Source organism: Rathayibacter sp. VKM Ac-2857 (assembly GCF_013205025.1).
In the GTDB taxonomy this organism is placed as follows: domain Bacteria; phylum Actinomycetota; class Actinomycetes; order Actinomycetales; family Microbacteriaceae; genus Rathayibacter.
On record NZ_JABMLE010000003.1, the window covers coordinates 489,904 to 506,086 of the forward strand.

Genomic DNA, 16,183 nt, shown 5'->3' on the forward strand with positions numbered 1-16,183 from the left:
GGACTAGCGCGCGCAACTGATCTGCCGCGGAAACCTCGGTCGCCGACACCCGCGAGCTCTCAGGCGTCGATCAGGACCGCTCCGCCTCGCTCAACGACGCGAGGCGGCGGCCATCGGGGTGCGGCCGGTCAGGAGGATTCGCGCTCGATCAGGGACACCTGCTGGTCGGGGACCGTCGCGGGTGCGGACTCGCCCTTCGCGGCGGCGAGGGCGAGCTGTGCGAAGTAGCGTCCCAAGCCGGCGTCATCGACGTGCACAGAGGTGAGCGCCGGCAGGAACACGCGCGCCAGCGGCGAGTCGTCGTGACCGACGACGGCGAGGTCTGCCGGGACGGCGAGCCCGAGTCGAACGGCGGCGCCGACCACCAGCGCGGCGATGTCGTCGTTGTAGGCCACGACGCCGGTGATCCCGGCACGGTGCCACTGGGCAACCAGCTCCTTCACGTGATCACCGTCGACGTCGACCCGCTCGAGGCCGAGGATCCCGCTCGCAAGCGCCGCCGCCGCCGCGACCGCGAACCGCGACGCGACGAGCTCGCCGAGGCGCGGGTCGGAAGAGGCCGCGAAGACGATCCGGCGATGCCCCCTCGCAAGAAGGTGCTCGACCTGCAGCCGAGGCCCTCCCGTGAAGGAGAGCTCGCCTCGCTCGGTGCGGTCCTCCGGTGCGGGGATCACGACGGGCACCCCGGCTGCGCGGATCTCCTCGACCCGCTCGGACGTGAACGGCATCATCCCCATCACGACGTCCGGCTGCAGCGTCTCCCAGAGCGGCCGCGCCTTGCCGCCGGCATGCGGTGTCATCGTGACCAGGGAGTAGCCGGCCTCGTCGAGCGCGATCGACGCCTCGTCGACGTGCCGGCGCATGCTGTACTCCATCGGCCAGTCGGGCAGCACCAGGAGGATGATGCGGCTCCGGCCGCGAGCCAGCGCTTGCGCGGCGAGGTGCGGGCGGTAGCCCAGGCGACGGGCGGCATCGAGGACCCGGGTCTTGGTCGCCTCGGAGATCGTCTGACCGGGGGTGTCGTTCAGGACGAAGCCGACGGTCGCCCGCGAGACGCCGACAGCACGCGCGATGTCGGCCGCGGTCACCCGCTTCTCCGTCGCCGTCGTGTTCGTCATGCCGTTCCGTCCCCAGTCGATGAGCAGCCTACGGCCTGTCCACCCGAGCTGCTCCGGCGTCGGCAGCTGTCGGGGAGCGGCCCCGGTTGCGCGTGCTAGCGAACCGAAGTAGCCTCTCGACAACTAGCCCGCGCTAGCGCCGTCTGCTGCCGACAATGGAGTCCTCCTCTGATGCTCGTTCCCTCGTCCGCCGTCTTCATCGCACCCCTCTCGACCACCGGCGACGCCGACGAACCCGCGTCGTATCTGCGACAGGAGTTCGACGTCGCCGAGCTGCCCGTTCGAGCGACGCTGCGCAGCACCGCAGTCGGGCTGATCGAGCCGCATCTGAACGGCGACATCGTCGGCGACGAGGTCCTCGCACCGGGGTGGACCTCGTACCGGCACCGCCTCGTGGTCAGCAGTCACGACGTCACCTCCCTCGTCGTGATCGGCGGGAACGCCGTCGGCGCCGTCCTCGGCGAGGGCTGGGCGGTGGGCCGCCTGGGCTGGGAGGAGAAGCGGCGCCATTACTCGGACAAGCCGGCCGCCTGGCTGCAGCTCGAGCTCGAGTACTCCGACGGCCGCACCGAGATCATCGGCAGCGGGACGGACTTCCGCGCGGCGACCGGCGGCGTGCGGGCGAACAGCATCTACGACGGCGAGGAGTACGACGCCCGTCTCGAACCGATCGGCTGGGACAGCGCCGGCTTCGACGACTCCGCGTGGGGCGACGTCGAGCGCGTCGACTGGCCCCTCGACGCGCTTGTCGAGCCGATCGCACCTCCGATCCGCCGGATCGAGGAACTGGCCCCGGTCGAGATCCTGACCACCCCCGCCGGCCGCACCGTCGTCGACTTCGGCCAGAACATCTCCGGCTGGGTCCGCCTGTCCGTCAGCGGACCCGAGGGCACGACGATCACCCTCCGCCACTCCGAGGTGCTGATCGGCGGCGAGGCCGACTTCGAGACCATCCGCACCGCCGCCGCGACCGACCGGTTCACGCTGCGCGGCGAGGGTACCGAGACATGGGAGCCGCGCTTCACGTTCCACGGCTTCCGCTACGTCGAGATCGACGGCTGGCTGGGGGAGCTCGACGCGTCCGCCCTGCGCGCCGTCGTGGTCCACTCCGACATGACCCGCACGGGCTGGCTCGAGACGTCGGAGCCGCTGCTGAACCAGCTGCACTCCAACGCCGTCTGGTCGATGCGCGACAACTTCGTCGGAGTCCCCACCGACTGCCCGCAGCGGGACGAGCGCCTGGGCTGGACGGGCGACATCAACGCCTTCGCGCCGACGGCCGCGTTCCTCTACGACGTGCGCGGAGTGCTCGGCTCGTGGCTGCGCGACCTCGCCGTCGAGCAGGAGGAGAAGGGCTTCGTGCCGTGGGTCGTCCCGGACGTCCTCTCCATGCCGTCCTCGCCGACGGCGCTCTGGAGCGATGTCGCGGTGAGCCTGCCCTGGGCGCTGTACCGCGAGTACGGCGACGAGCGGATCCTGGTCGACGCCTACGACTCGATGACGGCGTTCATCCGGCAGGTCGCCGGTCTCCTCGACGAGAACGGGCTGTGGAGCAGGGGCTTCCAGTACGGGGACTGGCTCGACCCGGACGCGCCGAACGACAATCCCGCCGGTGGCAAGACCGACCGCTACCTCGTCGCGGCCGCCTACCTCTGCCGCACGACCCGCGAGATGACGGACACCGCCTCCGTGCTCGGCCGCACCGCCGAAGCCGAGGAGTTCCGCGCTCTCGCGCAGCGGGTGCACGCGGCCTTCCTCGACGAGTTCGTGTCGAAGACCGGGCGCGTGGTGAACGAGACCGCGACCGCGTACGCCCTCGCGATCACCTTCGACCTCCTCGACGACGCCCAGAAGGCGCACGCCGGCGATCGGCTCGCCGACATCGTCGCCCGCGCCGGCTACCGGATCTCGACCGGCTTCGCCGGGACGCCGCTCGTCACGGACGCACTCTCCGCCACCGGCCATCTCGACGAGGCGTACCTGCTGCTGCTCGAGACCGGCTGCCCCTCCTTCCTCTACCCGGTGACGATGGGCGCGACCACGATCTGGGAGCGCTGGGACTCCGTCCGCCCCGACGGCACGATCAATCCCTCGGGCATGACCTCGCTCAACCACTACGCGCTCGGCGCCGTCGTCGACTGGATGCACCGCACCATCGGCGGCGTGACCGCCATCGAGCCCGGGTACCGCCGGATGCGCATCGCTCCGCTGCCCGGGGGAGGACTCACCTCGGCCACCCTGCTGCACACGACCGCGCAGGGAGAGGTCCGCGTCGCCTGGCGCCTCGAGGGCGGAACCGTCACCTTCGACGTGACCGTCCCCGACGGCACCACCGCCGAAGTGCTGCTCCCGCTGAGCACTGATCGCCAGAGCATCGACGTCCCGGCAGGGGAGCACCACTGGAGCTACGACGTCGATCCGGCGGAGGTCCGCGGCTCGTTCGATCTCGACTCGACCCTCGGCCAGATCGCCGGAGACGCCGAGGCCTGGCGTCGGTTCACCGAGGTCTTCACGCGCTCCTTCCCGGGCGTCCCGCTCGACGGGCGCGCTCCGGAGGCGGCGGGCATGCCTGTCCGCACCCTGCTCGACTACCTCCCCGGCGTCTCCGACGAGTTCCGCGCCGACCTGACCACCTCTCTCACTTCGACCGGAGCCTCCGCATGACGCACGACATCAGCACCCTCACCCTCGAGCAGAAGGCCTCGCTGCTGTCAGGCCACGACTTCTGGACGACGAAGGCGATCGACGAGGCGGGCATCCCCGCGGTCACGCTCACCGACGGACCGCACGGCGTGCGCAAGCAGGACGGCGCCGCCGACCACCTCGGCATCAACGACGCGCTGCCCTCGACCTGCTTCCCGCCCGCCGTCGCCGTCGGCTCGAGCTGGGACCCGGAGGTCGCTGCGCAGCTCGGCGCCGCGGTCGGCCGCGAGGCCCTCGCGCTCGGCGTCTCGGTCGTGCTCGGCCCGGGCGTGAACATCAAGCGCTCACCGCTGTGCGGCCGGAACTTCGAGTACTACTCCGAGGACCCGCTCCTCTCGGGAGTACTCGGCGCCGCCCACGTCACCGCGATGCAGGAGGTCGGCCCGGGCGCATCGGTGAAGCACTTCGCCGCGAACAACCAGGAGCACGAGCGGATGCGCATCAGCGCCGACGTCGACGAGCGCACCCTGCGAGAGATCTACCTCCCCGCCTTCGAGCGCGTGGTGAAGGAATCGGCGCCCGCCACCGTGATGGTCTCCTACAACAAGGTCAACGGCGTCTACGCCTCCCACAACCCGTGGCTGCTCACCGAGGTGCTGCGCGAGGACTGGGGCTTCGAGGGCGCCGTCGTGTCCGACTGGGGGGCGGTGAGCGACCGCGTCGCCGGCGTCGCCGCGGGGATGGACCTCGAGATGCCGGGCAGTGGCGGTGCCACCGACCAGCAGATCGTCGACGCCGTCCGCTCCGGCCGGCTCTCCGAGGACGCCGTCGACACCGCGGTCCGCCGCGTCCTCGCGCTGACCGACCTGGTCCGCGAGGCGACGGGGGAGTTCGACGTCGACGCGCACCATGCCCTCGCGCGGACGCTCGCCGGCGACTCGGTCGTGCTGCTCAAGAACGACGACGGCGTGCTGCCCATCACTCCGACGGGTCGGATCGCGGTGATCGGCGCCTTCGCCGTCGAGCCGCGCTTCCAGGGCGGCGGCAGCTCCCACCTCAACCCCACTCGCGTCGACGTGCCGCTCGAAGCGATCCGGGACCTCGCGGTCGAACGGGGCATCGCCATCGAGCACGCCGCCGGCTTCGTGCTCGGCGACGACGCGGAAGCGGACGCGCGCCGTGCCGAAGCGGTCGAGACCGCCTCCCGCGCCGACGTCGCGATCGTCTTCGCCGGCCTCGGCGACAGCGAGGAGTCGGAGGGCTTCGACCGCAGCCATCTCGACCTGCCCCAGGCGCAGATCGACGTCATCCGGGCGGTCGCAGCGACCTCGGCCCGCAGCGTCGTCGTGCTCTCGAACGGAGGCGTGGTCTCGCTCGAGGGCTGGCACGACGACGTCGACGCGATCCTCGAGGGCTGGCTGCTCGGCCAGGCCGGCGGAGCAGCGATCGCCGACGTGCTCTTCGGAGCAGTGAACCCCTCCGGCCACCTCGCCGAGACGATCCCGCTGCGACTGCAGGACACGTCGAGCTGGAGCAACTTCCCCGGCGAGCAGGGACACGTCCGCTACGGCGAAGGCGTCATGGTCGGCTACCGCCACTTCGAGACCGCCGAGGTCGCGGTGCGCTACCCGTTCGGGCACGGCCTCAGCTACACCGCCTTCCGCACGACGCAGCTGAGTGCGGTCCCGACCAGCGACGACTCCGTCCGAGTGTCGGTCACGGTCGAGAACACCGGAACGGTCGCCGGCAAGCACGTCGTCCAGGTGTACGTGGCCACGCAGACCGGACCGGTCCGCCGGCCCGTGCGCGAGCTACGTGCGTTCTCGAAGGTCGCGCTCGAGCCCGGCGAGTCGCGCACCGTCGAGCTCGACCTCGACCGACGTGCCTTCGCGTACTGGGACATCGAGCTCTCGACGTGGGTCGTCCCCGGCGGCGAGTACGCGATCCAGATCGGGGAGAACTCCTCCGACATCGTCGCCGAGGAGTCGATCACGCTCACGGGCGACGTCATCCGACGAGTGCTGACGCTGGACTCCACCGTCGGCGACTGGTTCGCCCACCCGACCGTCGGGCCCGCCGTGCAGCAAGGCCTCGCCGCCGGCATGAGCGCCGAGCAGTCGGCTCATGCGGAGGAGAACACCGACGCGCTGCGCATGGTCGAGTCGATGCCGATGCAGCAGTTCCTCGCGTTCATCGGCGGCGCCATCCCGATGGAGACCCTCGAGCAGCTCATGGCCCTGAGCGCGGAGGAGGCGGCCGCATGATCGGACGGCGCCGCGTGTTCCTGACCGGCGCGGCCGGCAACTGGGGGCGCGCGGTGCTGGAGGCGTTCCGCGAGCGGGAGGACGAGTTCGAGGTCGTCGCCCTGGTCCTCCCGACGCCGAAGGACACCGCAGCGATCCGGCGCTTCGAGGACATGGAGAACCTCGAGGTCGTGTTCGGCGACCTCACCGACTACTCCGCGGTCGGGCGATGCGTGCGAGGCGCCGACGTCGTGCTGCACATCGGAGCGATCGTCTCGCCCTTCGCCGACGACCACCCGGAGCTCGCTCACCGGGTGAACGTGGGGAGCATCCGGAACATCATCCGCGCAGTGAAGGCGCAGCCGGATCCGTCGGCGATCGCGGTGGTCGGTATCGGCACCGTCGCCGAGACGGGTGACCGCACTCCTCCGCAGCACTGGGGCAGAGTCGGCGACCCGCTGCGCGTCTCCCGGTACGACGAGTACGGGCAGAGCAAGGTCATCGCCGAGAAGGAGCTCGTCGACTCGGGCCTGCCGCGCTGGACATGGCTGCGGCAGACCGGGATCCTCCACGCCGGGATGCTCGAGATCCGCGACCCGATCATGACCCACTCGACCCTCGGGGGAGTGATGGAGTGGGTGACCGCCGAGGACGCCGCCCGGCTGATGGTGGGAGTCTCTGAGGCCGACGTCCCCGACGAGCTGTGGGGCGGGATCTTCGACATCGGCGGCGGCGAGCAGTGGCGGCTGACGAACTGGCAGCTGCAGACCCGCATCGCTGCCGCCCTCGGCGTCGCCGATCCGCGGGCCTGGTACGACCGCGACTGGTTCGCCACCCGCAACTTCCACGGCCAGTGGTACACCGACTCCGACCGTCTGAACGAGCTCGTCCCCTTCCGCCGGGACACTCCCGACGCGGCGCTGGCACGTGCCGTCGCCGCGAACCCCCGCCTCAGAGCCGCTGGTCGAGTGCCGCCCTGGATCGTGAAGAACCTGGTGATGAAGCCGCTCACCCTGAAGCACCGGGGCACCATGGGCTATCTGCGCGACGGCGACGAGCAGGCGATCGCCGCCTACTTCGGATCGCGGGCGGACCACGACGCGATCGGCGACTGGAGCACCTTCTGGCCGCCACGCCCCAGCCGCGTCCCGGTGCAGCTCGCCCACGGCTACGACGAGAGCCTCCCGGCCGACCGATGGGACAAGAGAGTGCTCGCGGGTGCGGCGGAGTTCCGCGGAGGAGTACTCCTCTCGGACACCGTGCGGCCCTTGGACGCGGCCACTCCGCTGCACTGGCAGTGCGCCTTCGGCCACGAGTTCTCCGGAAGCGCCCGTCTCGTCCTCATCGCCGGGCACTGGTGCCCGGTCTGTATCCGCGACGTCGCAGGCTACCCCGCACAAGCGGAGCGCAACCGCTTCCTCGCCCAGCTCGACGAGCTTGCACCGCCACCCTCGACGAGATCGGACCAGGAGCACCTTCACCAAAACTGACATAATATCAATTATCGGATTTTCCTCAGCTGTGAGGAGGGGCGAAGGTGCCGAGAACTGCACGCACAAGCGAGCCGACCGGGCGGTTGCTTCGAAGGGGCCTTGACCGTCGAGATCTCCTGGGCGCAACCGCATCGCATGAAGTGTCGCCCCTGGTTCCGATGGAGGAAAGTCGCCCTCGGCTCGCCTGTCACTGCTGGCTGACCCTAGCTGCGAGATCTCGTCAGTGGAACGGGCAGCGTGCGGGAGCTTCGGCGGCTCGTACGTCGCCTCCTGAGGCCGGCTTGGTCGGCAGTCGACGTCGGTTCACGCTCAGCCCGCTGCCCAGGATCCGAAGCCGTGGGTCGCTGAGCGCGGCGATCGCCGTCGCGAGGCCGGCGATGGCCGGCTTCTCCCCGGGGCAGCGATGACCGGTGGCGACGTCCGCTCCGCCGTGCGGAATGAAGACGGAGACGGACTCGTAGTCGTCGATACCGACGAAGCGCTCGGGGTCGAAGACGTCGGCGCGGGGCCAGGACTGCTCGTCCGTGTCGGTGCCCAGGATGTCCAGCAGCACTCGTCCTCCGGCGGGCAGTCGGGCGCCGTCGAGTTCGACGTCCGTGATCGCCCAGCCGGGCAGCATCGGCACGAAGGGCGCCGTTCGCCGGATCTCCTGCGCGAAAGCGGTCGCGAGCCGGCCCGCCCTCGGCGCGCCGGACTCCTCCGACTCGCCGGCGATCCTCTGCCGCCACTCAGGCCGGTCGTGGAGCTCCTTCGCGGCGAAGGCGACGAACCGGGCGACGGCGATCATCGGCCGGATGCTGTTCTGCAGCTCGATGCCCGCGAGGCGGTCCGGCAGCAGCTCCCCCAACAGATCGCGATGCCACGCCCACTCGTGCAGCGCGGTGCCGGGTGGGGCGGACAGGGCGCCGCCTCTCACCGCTCCGATGAGCCGCTCCGCGTGCCGGTCGGACCACAGCCGGTTCGCGGCGGCAAGGAGGTACTCGGGCGAGTAGGGCGCACCGAACCCGTCGACGATCTGCGCGAGACGTGCGGCCCACCGGGTCTTCGCGCGCCGAGTCCCGGGAAGACCGGCCCAGCTCATGCTCGCCCGGCCGAACGCGCCGACCGCCGCGTCGTAGGCGCTCCGCGTTCCGCCCGCCAGCCACGCCTCCTGCTCGATCCGCCACTCCCGTTCGAGCAGGGGGATCAGCCGCTGGACCTGCGCGTCCTCGTAGGCGACGTCGACGAAGGCGGCCTTGCGGTGCCGGTGCTCGTCACCATCGAGGCTGTGCACCGAGCCGTTCCCGAACAGGGTCTGCTGCACGATCGCAGGCATCGCGCCGTGTCGAGCGATGCGGGCGTCGTCGTAGAACAGGTCGACGGCCTCAGCGCCGCGGACCAGGAGCGCATCGCGTCCCAGCAGACGAAGGGGCACCGCTCGAGCGTCGGCGCGGGCGCGACGCCAGATCCGGGCACCGAAGCCGTAGCCGCGCGTCAGCAGTGACAGGGAGTCGTCGCGGAGGACGGTCATCATCGTCCTCCTTCGCAGTCGGCGCGGCCGGACGAGCGGAGGTTCCTCTGAGACGTCATGCCACCCAGGGTCACCGCCAGGCCGTCTCTCGTCCAAGGGGGTGCCGCTCGCGCCGGAATCGTGCTCGCATGTCTCCGGAGCCGCAGTGCGTCCGGGTGACAGTCCGTCCGGCACACGCGGCCGACAGTTGGAGGGCGCAGGGCGCGTGTGCCGCTCCAGCGCGAAGAGGCGTTCGACGGGACGCCCGGCAGGAGGAGGGGCGCGAATGACCATCGCGGATCGCAGCAGGAAGGGTGCGGGTGTCGTGCTCGCGGTGGCGCTGCTGAGCGGCTGCGGGATCCCCTCGGATCCGGACGGGACTCTGGAGAGTGTGCGCGGCCAGGTGCTGACGGTCGGTGCGACGGCGGCCCGGGACCGCGTCTCGCTCAGCGCAGGCGAGGAGCCGACCGGGATCGAGCCGGATCTCGTGCGGGCGTTCGCGGACACGCTCGACGCCGACGTCGTCTTCGTCGAGGGCAGCGAGGCGGAACTGGTCGATCTCCTCGACCGCGACGCCATCGACATCGCGGTCGGCGGGTTCCTCGAGGACACCCCCTGGACCGATCACGCCGGAACGACCCTTCCCTACGCCGAGACTCGGAGCCCCATCGGCAGCACGGACCGGCATGTCCTGCTCGTGCCTCTGGGCGAGAACGCGCTGCTGCTCGCACTCGACCGCTTCCTCACCGACCAGGAGAACGCACGATGAGTCAGCGACGTGCCGGTCACCCTCCGCGCTTCGGTCGCACCGAGCTCCCGGACGAGCAGCGTCGAGCCCTCCGGGACGCGACCCGGCTGGAGTGGGGCACCCTCGCGTTCCTCGCCGTCACCACCACGCTCGTGTTCCTCGTCCTGGGCAGCTCGCAGGCGATGCGCACGGCCTGGATCGAGGACCTCCTCTCCTTCCTCCCGCCGATCGCCTTCCTCATCGCCACTCAGGTGATCCGTCGCCCCCCGTCCCAGAAGCACCCGTACGGGCTGCACCGTGCCACGGCGATCGCCCACCTCGTCGCCGCCGTGTCCCTCCTGGTCACCGGCGGCTACCTGCTCGTCGACTCCGCCCTCACCCTCGTGACCGCCGAGCACCCCACCATCGGTGGCGTTCAGCTGTTCGGAACCACGATCTGGCTCGGCTGGCTGATGATCGCGGTCCTCGCGCTCACCGTCGTCCCCCCGGTTCTCTTCGGCCGGGCGAAGCTCACGCGCGCAGAGATCCTGCACGACAAAGTGCTGTACGCCGACGCCGACATGAACAAGGCCGACTGGCAGACCGCGGCGGCCGCGATCCTCGGCATCCTCGGGATCGGCATCGGCTGGTGGTGGGCGGACTCCGTCGCCGCGATCCTCATCGCGGCCAGCATCACCTGGGACGGCATCCGCAATCTCCGCTCCGCCGTCTCCGGTCTCATCGACACCCGAGCCCGCACCTACGACGACTCCGCCGTCCACCCGCTGGCCGACGACATCGACCACTTCCTGCGCCAGCAGGACTGGATCAGCGACGCCCGCTCCCGCCTCCGCGACCAGGGCCACGTCTTCCACGTCGAAGCGTTCATCGTTCCGCGCGAACCGGATCACCTGAGCACGAAACGGCTCGAGGAGACCCGGCTGGCCTGCAGCCGACTCGACTGGAAGATCCAGGACCTCGTGCTCGTCCCTGTCGAGACCCTCCCGGAGGAGTTCCTTCCCGGCCTCGCCTCCTCCGGCGAGCAGTAGCCGGACGGAGCCCGCGTCCGCGCCGGAGCAGGGCGGTGGCACCGACGGAGGACGGCGCCGCACCTGCGCGCGGCGCCGCCCCGGGGGGATCAGGCGATGGCGGCGATCAGGCGATCGCGGCGCGCAGCGCGGCGGCGGCCGCACCCACGTCGGGCGCGCCGTAGATCGCGCCGCCCGCGACGGCGACCACGGCGCCGGCGCGCTGCACGGACTCGATGGTGGCGGTGCTCACGCCGCCCGCGACCGAGAACGGGACGCCCGAGGCCTCGCCGTCGCGCAGGAGCGTCTCGAAGGTGAAGCCCTTTTCGGCCTGCTCGTCGAGGCCGGCGTGCATCTCGACGAACTCGGCGCCGAGGGCGACGACCTCGCGGGCGCGGGCGGCCTTGTCGGGGACGCCGATCAGGTCGACGACCACGCCCTTGCCGTGCTTCTTGCCGGCGGCGATCGCGCCGGCGATGGTGCTGTCGCCGGCGACGCCGAGGACGGTCACCAGGTCGGCGCCGGCCTTGAAGGCCATGTCGGCCTCGAGCTCGCCGGCGTCCATGGTCTTGAGGTCGGCGAAGACCGTCTTGTCGGGGTGCGCCTCCTTGATGGCGGTGATGGCCGAGAGGCCGGCGCTCTTGATCAGCGGGGTGCCGAGCTCGAGGATGTCGACGTGCGGGGCGGCCGCGGCGGCGAGCTCGAGGGCGGCGTCGGTGCTGAGGGTGTCCATGGCGAACTGGAGCTTCACGGGGTGCTTCTTCCTGTCGAGGTGGGGGTGGTGAGGAGGGTGGGGCCGGTCGTCATTCGAGGTTCGCGTGGCGCGGCCAGAGCTCGTCCGCGCTCGCGCCGCCGCGCTTCCAGAGCGCGTGGAACAGGGCGTCGCCGGTGAGCACGACCACCTGCTCGAAGAGCCCGCCCGAGTACTGCGCCGACGCGGCGCCCGACCGGTCGAGCTTGTCGGCGGCCGGCACGATCACGACGGCGGAGGCCAGCCCGGCCAGCGGGGATCCGGCGGCGGTGGTGATTGCGGCGACCCGCGCGCCGGCGTCGACGGCGGACTGCGCAGCGCGCACGATGCCGCCGGTGGTGCCGGAGCCGCTCGCGGTGAGCAGCACGTCACCCTCGCGGATCGCGGGGGTGGTGACGTCGCCGACCACGTGCACGACGAGACCGAGGTGCATCAGGCGCATGGCGGTCATCCGCAGCGCGAGGCCCGAGCGGCCCGCGCCGTGCACGTAGACGCGCTCGGCGCCCGCGAGCAGCTCGGCGACGGGCTCGAGGCGGTCGGTCGTGAGTGCGGCGGTCGCTGTCGAGACCTCGGCGACGATCGCGGCGAGGGCCTGGGCGGGGTCGGTGGTGTCGTCGGTGGATGCGGGCATGTGGCCAGCCTGCGCGCGGAGGACGGCGGCTCCCACCACCCGATGGGACGGTTGCGCCTACCCGATCGGGTGGGTGGCGCCGTGCGCGGGTAGGCCGGGTAGGTTCGAGGGATGGAGCCCGCTGATACCGCCGCCGAGACCCCCGCCTCCCGCTCGCTGCTGCAGCAGCACGCGCGGACCGTCGCCGAGCAGGCCGACCGGCACGCGGTGGCGCTGGAGTCGGTGCTCGCCGCCCTGCGCGCCGAGCGCCTGGACGATCGGGCGGCCCGCACCGTCGCGATCGACATCGCCGCGAACGCGCTGGTCGAGCTGCGCACCGCCTCCGACGAGCAGCGCAGTGCGATGCTCGAGCCCGTCGTCGGCGCCTTCGCCCGGCTGCGGCGCGATCTGCGCCCGCTCGTGCGGTTCGGCGACCTCGACGTGCAGTTCGTCGAGCCGCCGGCGACCGGTCGCGCGCTGCCCGGCGAGGTCGCGCACGCGGCCCGTGCGATCGTCCGCAGCGCGGTGCTGGCCTTCGTGGAGTCGGAGCAGACGCGGCGGGTGCGGATCCAGTGGGACTGCGACGGGCTGAACCTGCTGGTCGAGATCCGCGACGACGGCCGCGGCGAGCTGACCACCCGCGACGAGGCGCTGCGCCCGATCGCGGAGCGCGTGCGCGGTCTCGACGGCGAGCTGTCGATCGCGTCGACCGCGGGCTGGGGCTCGACCCTGTCGATCCGCCTGCCGCTCGACCCGCCGGCTCAGCCGGACGGACTCGACGTCGCCGAGCTGAGCGCTCGCGAGCGCGAGGTGCTGAACCTCATCACGCTCGGCGCCTCGAATCAGCGGATCGCGGACGACCTCGGCATCAGCGGCAACACGGCGAAGTTCCACGTGTCGAACCTGCTGCGCAAGGCCGGCGCGCGCAACCGGGCCGAGCTGGCCGCCCTGGCCCGGTGACGGTGGTCACGGGCGAGGGCGGCCGGCTCGACGAGGATCCGCGGACCGGCGCGCCTACTCGCTCTTCAGCAGTCCGAAGCGGAAGCGCCCGGAGCCGTCGAGCGTCTCGTCGATCCCCGAGATCTCCTTCGAGGCGATGACCGTCTCCGTGCCCTCGAGCAGCGGCACGGTGATCGCCTTCTCGGCGGCCAGGCGCTGCGCCTCCTCGATGGCAGCGGTGCGCTCGTCGCCGGCGGCGAGGCTGCGCTCGCGCAGGACGACCTCGTTGTACGCGTCGTCCTGGACGGCCGCGCCGAGGATCGAGGGCGCCTCGTCCGTCCCGTAGAGCAGGTTGAGGTAGTTGTCCGAGTCCGGGTAGTCGGCGAACCAGCCCTGCTGGTACAGCGGGTACGACGTCGCCTTCTCCTTCACGTACTGCGTCCACTCCGTCGACTGCAGGTCGACCGTGAACAGCCCGGTGCGCTCGAGCTGGTTCTTGATCAGCGCGTACTCGTCCGAGGTGCTGGAGCCGTAGTGGTCGGTGTTGTACTGCAGCTTGAGGTCGACGGGCCCGGTGATGCCGGCCGCCTGCAGCACGGACGCCGCCTCGTCGGGGCTGGGACCGCCGCTCCCGTCGCCGAAGGCCTGCTCGTAGGCGGGGGTCGAGCCGGTCAGCGCGCTCGGGACGATCGAGTAGACCGGCGCGTAGGTGCCGCGGTAGACCTGCTCGGACAGCTCGTCGCGGTCGATCAGATCGGCGACGGCGGTGCGGACGGCGAGCGCCTTGTCGGCGTCGGCCTCGGGGGTCGCGGCGCCGTAGGGCATGGTCTCGGGGTTGAAGACCAGGAAGCGCATCTCGGCACCGGGGCCGGAGTGCACCGTCAGGGAGTCCTCGCCGCGGAGGTCCTCGATGTCGGTCGCGTTGAGCGTGCGGTAGGCGACCGCGATCTCGCCGCGCTGGATGTCGAGCTTGAGGTTGCTCTCGTCGGCGTAGTAGCGGACGATCACCGACTCGTTGGCGGGGGCGCCGAGGAGGCCGTCGTAGGAGTCGTTGCGGGTCAGCTGCACGAGCGAGTTCAGCGAGTAGCTGGTGATCGAGTAGGGCCCGCTGAAGGCGTCGCCGGCGACGATGTCGTCGTCGGTGGTGACCGCGTCGGCGGAGAAGACGTCCTCGTCGACGATCGCTCCGGCCGGGCTGGTGAGGATCTGCGGCCAGAGCGCGTTATCCGGCGTGGCCAGCGTGAACACGACGGTGGAGTCGTCCTCCGCCTCGACCGAGACCAGGTCCGAGAGCAGCGAGGAGGGCCCGTTCGGAGCGGCGATCGCCTGCTGGCGCTGGAAGGAGAAGACGGCGTCGGAGGCGGTGATCGCGTTGCCGTTCGCGAAGGTCGCGTCCGGGCGCAGCACCACGCGGTAGTGGGTGGAGTCGGTGAACTCGGCGGAGGCCGCGAGGTCCGGCACGGGGTCCGTGGAGCCGGGGGCGGAGGTCAGCAGCCAGGAGAAGACCTGGTTCTGCAGCGTCGCCGAGCCGAGGTCCCAGGAGGCGGCCGGGTCCAGGGCGGTCACCTTGTCGGTGGTGCCGAGCAGGATCCCGGGGGCGGCCTGCGGGCTGCTCGTGCCGGGGGAGCAGGCGGAGAGGGCGAGGGCCACCGCCGCGCCGGCGACGACGAGGGGAGCCAGTGGTCGAGGTCTCATGGGAACTCCTTGCGGGTCGGCCGGGGAGGCGGGGGAGGGAGGAGCGCGTCGGGGCGCTGGCTCCATGGTGGCGAGGGAGCGTGCGTCCGGCGTCGAGTAGTCGTCGGGGACTGCGGGGCCGAGTTGCGACATCTGTCGGACCGCGCTCGCGCCCGGCGCCCGCTCGCGTCCGGCCGGGTTCGACGTCTGCTGAGTCGCGGGGCCCCCGGGCTCGCCAGCTGTCCATGGCCGCGGTCGGCGCCGGCCGCCAGAGTGGAGGTCTCCTCGTTCCGCGCGGGTCGGTCCGGGAGAGAGAGGTCACGGTGCGCGAGAACGTCGACACGGTCGTCATCGGAGGAGGCGCGATGGGCTCGGCCACCGCCTGGCAGCTGGCTCAGCGCGGCACGGACGTGGTCCTGCTCGAGCAGTTCGCCCCCGGGCACTCCCACGGGGCGTCGCACGGTCGCACCCGCAACTTCAATCAGGCCTACGCCTCCGACGACTACCTCGCGCTGCTCGACGAGGCGTCCGAGCTCTGGGAGCGCCTGAGCGCGGAGGAGGGCGTGACGCTGCTGGACCGGGTGGGCCTCGTGAACCACGGGGCCGTCGAGCCGCTCCGTGCGGTCCGCCGTGCGCACGAGGCCCACGGCGTCGCGAGCGACTTCCTCTCCGCCGCCGAGGCCCGCGACCGCTGGCCCGCGCTCCGCTTCGAGAGCGAGGTGCTGCACGTCCCCAGCAGCGGGCGCATCCGCGCGGCCGATGCGCTGACCGCGCTGCGCTCCGGCGCCGAGCGCCGCGGTGCGCGGTTCCGCTACGACTCGCCGGTGCGCGGGCTGGACGTCGTCGGCCCGGACTCCGTGGTCGTCACCACCGACGACACCGAGTACCACGCGCGCCGCGTCGTCGTCACGGCCGGCGCCTGGACGCGGCCCCTGCTCGCCGGCACCGTGCCGCTGCGCCCGCTCCGGGTCTCCGAGGAGCACCCCGCGCACTTCCGCCTGCGGACCCCCGATGCGGTCTGGCCGAGCTTCAACCACACGCCGGACCCGGACCGCTCCGACCACTCCTTCTTCCTCAGCCCCGTCTACGGCATGCTCACGCCCGGCGAGGGCCTCAAGGTCGGCTGGCACGGCGTGGGCGCGAGCGTCGACCCGGACCGCCGCACCCGGCGGCCGGTGCCCGAGCAGCTCGCCGCCCTGCGCCGCTACGTCGCGGAGTGGATCCCCGGCGCGGACGCCGAGGTCTGCGACGTCATCAGCTGCACCTACACGATGACCGAGAACGAGGACTTCGTCCTGGACCGCAGCGGACCGGTCGTCGTGGGAGCCGGCTTCTCCGGCCACGGCTTCAAGTTCACCCCGGCGATCGGCCGGGTGCTCGCGGATCTGACGGCGGGCATCGCGGCCCCGCGGCGGTTCGCGGCGGCCTGAGCCGAGCCGCGCCGCGCCGCGCCGAGCCGCACCGCCCG

At 71.8% G+C, this 16,183-nt stretch carries 12 protein-coding genes; 7 read left to right on the forward strand and 5 right to left on the reverse strand.

From position 1 onward, the window contains the following. Nucleotides 1-128 precede the first annotated feature (128 nt). Nucleotides 129-1,118: a LacI family DNA-binding transcriptional regulator gene (locus tag HQQ86_RS15815; RefSeq protein WP_173289201.1), complete on the reverse strand. Its 990-nt coding sequence runs from the start codon at nt 1,116-1,118 to the stop codon at nt 129-131. Nucleotides 1,119-1,289: 171 nt separating this feature from the next. Between HQQ86_RS15815 and HQQ86_RS15820 the strand changes: the two genes are divergently transcribed. The 3 genes from HQQ86_RS15820 to HQQ86_RS15830 are packed head-to-tail and all read left to right on the forward strand — an operon-like array spanning nt 1,290 to nt 7,494. After that, nucleotides 1,290-3,782, forward strand: coding sequence for an alpha-L-rhamnosidase (locus HQQ86_RS15820; protein WP_173289202.1), 2,493 nt, complete (start codon nt 1,290-1,292; stop codon nt 3,780-3,782). Continuing rightward, nucleotides 3,779-6,025 carry a glycoside hydrolase family 3 C-terminal domain-containing protein gene (locus HQQ86_RS15825; protein WP_173289203.1) on the forward strand — a complete coding sequence of 749 codons (2,247 nt, stop codon included), beginning with the start codon at nt 3,779-3,781 and terminating at the stop codon, nt 6,023-6,025. The genes HQQ86_RS15820 and HQQ86_RS15825 overlap by 4 nt, the downstream gene beginning before the upstream one ends. Next, the gene (locus HQQ86_RS15830; RefSeq protein WP_173289204.1) at nt 6,022-7,494 is read left to right on the forward strand and encodes an NAD(P)-dependent oxidoreductase; all 1,473 of its coding nucleotides are present in this window, start codon (nt 6,022-6,024) and stop codon (nt 7,492-7,494) included. Before HQQ86_RS15825 ends, HQQ86_RS15830 begins: the two co-directional genes overlap by 4 nt. 223 nt (nt 7,495-7,717) lie before the next feature. Here HQQ86_RS15830 and HQQ86_RS15835 read toward each other — a convergent pair whose 3' ends face one another. Further along, nucleotides 7,718-9,007 (reverse strand): cytochrome P450, encoded by a 1,290-nt coding sequence (locus HQQ86_RS15835; RefSeq protein ID WP_367948684.1) that lies wholly within the window; start codon nt 9,005-9,007, stop codon nt 7,718-7,720. Between the two features lie 265 nt (nt 9,008-9,272). Here HQQ86_RS15835 and HQQ86_RS15840 point away from each other — a divergent pair, with 265 nt between their 5' ends. Together HQQ86_RS15840 and HQQ86_RS15845 are read left to right on the forward strand one after the other, a co-directional pair. Further along, nucleotides 9,273-9,755 (forward strand): transporter substrate-binding domain-containing protein, encoded by a 483-nt coding sequence (locus HQQ86_RS15840; RefSeq protein ID WP_173289206.1) that lies wholly within the window; start codon nt 9,273-9,275, stop codon nt 9,753-9,755. Beyond that, complete coding sequence (locus HQQ86_RS15845) at nt 9,752-10,762, forward strand: cation transporter (protein WP_173289207.1); 1,011 nt, start codon at nt 9,752-9,754, stop codon at nt 10,760-10,762. Before HQQ86_RS15840 ends, HQQ86_RS15845 begins: the two co-directional genes overlap by 4 nt. Nucleotides 10,763-10,868: 106 nt before the next feature. Here the strand turns inward: HQQ86_RS15845 and hxlA are convergent, their stop codons facing one another. Together hxlA and hxlB are read right to left on the reverse strand one after the other, a co-directional pair. Next, nucleotides 10,869-11,492: a 3-hexulose-6-phosphate synthase gene (hxlA, locus tag HQQ86_RS15850; RefSeq protein ID WP_173289208.1), complete on the reverse strand. Its 624-nt coding sequence runs from the start codon at nt 11,490-11,492 to the stop codon at nt 10,869-10,871. A gap of 52 nt (nt 11,493-11,544) precedes the next feature. Beyond that, nucleotides 11,545-12,123 carry a 6-phospho-3-hexuloisomerase gene (gene hxlB / locus HQQ86_RS15855; RefSeq protein WP_173289209.1) on the reverse strand — a complete coding sequence of 193 codons (579 nt, stop codon included), beginning with the start codon at nt 12,121-12,123 and terminating at the stop codon, nt 11,545-11,547. A gap of 111 nt (nt 12,124-12,234) precedes the next feature. Here hxlB and HQQ86_RS15860 point away from each other — a divergent pair, with 111 nt between their 5' ends. Beyond that, a complete protein-coding gene (locus HQQ86_RS15860) occupies nt 12,235-13,062 on the forward strand; it encodes a LuxR C-terminal-related transcriptional regulator (RefSeq protein WP_173289210.1) in 828 nt (275 codons plus the stop codon). A gap of 54 nt (nt 13,063-13,116) precedes the next feature. Here HQQ86_RS15860 and HQQ86_RS15865 read toward each other — a convergent pair whose 3' ends face one another. Then, nucleotides 13,117-14,736, reverse strand: a complete 1,620-nt coding sequence (locus HQQ86_RS15865; RefSeq protein ID WP_173289211.1) for an ABC transporter substrate-binding protein — start codon at nt 14,734-14,736, stop codon at nt 13,117-13,119. 302 nt (nt 14,737-15,038) lie between these two features. Between HQQ86_RS15865 and HQQ86_RS15870 the strand changes: the two genes are divergently transcribed. Beyond that, nucleotides 15,039-16,145, forward strand: a complete 1,107-nt coding sequence (locus tag HQQ86_RS15870; RefSeq protein ID WP_367948446.1) for an FAD-dependent oxidoreductase — start codon at nt 15,039-15,041, stop codon at nt 16,143-16,145. The last annotated feature ends 38 nt before the right edge of the window (nt 16,146-16,183 follow it).

Bases quoted from the DNA above. Each gene is read 5' to 3' on its own strand.
- HQQ86_RS15815 (WP_173289201.1), bottom strand. From the start codon at position 1,118: ATGACGAACACGACGGCGACGGAGAAGCGGGTGACCGCGGCCGACATC.
- HQQ86_RS15820 (WP_173289202.1), top strand. From the start codon at position 1,290: ATGCTCGTTCCCTCGTCCGCCGTCTTCATCGCACCCCTCTCGACCACC.
- HQQ86_RS15825 (WP_173289203.1), top strand. From the start codon at position 3,779: ATGACGCACGACATCAGCACCCTCACCCTCGAGCAGAAGGCCTCGCTG.
- HQQ86_RS15830 (WP_173289204.1), top strand. From the start codon at position 6,022: ATGATCGGACGGCGCCGCGTGTTCCTGACCGGCGCGGCCGGCAACTGG.
- HQQ86_RS15835 (WP_367948684.1), bottom strand. From the start codon at position 9,007: ATGACCGTCCTCCGCGACGACTCCCTGTCACTGCTGACGCGCGGCTAC.
- HQQ86_RS15840 (WP_173289206.1), top strand. From the start codon at position 9,273: ATGACCATCGCGGATCGCAGCAGGAAGGGTGCGGGTGTCGTGCTCGCG.
- HQQ86_RS15845 (WP_173289207.1), top strand. From the start codon at position 9,752: ATGAGTCAGCGACGTGCCGGTCACCCTCCGCGCTTCGGTCGCACCGAG.
- hxlB (WP_173289209.1), bottom strand. From the start codon at position 12,123: ATGCCCGCATCCACCGACGACACCACCGACCCCGCCCAGGCCCTCGCC.
- HQQ86_RS15860 (WP_173289210.1), top strand. From the start codon at position 12,235: ATGGAGCCCGCTGATACCGCCGCCGAGACCCCCGCCTCCCGCTCGCTG.
- HQQ86_RS15865 (WP_173289211.1), bottom strand. From the start codon at position 14,736: ATGAGACCTCGACCACTGGCTCCCCTCGTCGTCGCCGGCGCGGCGGTG.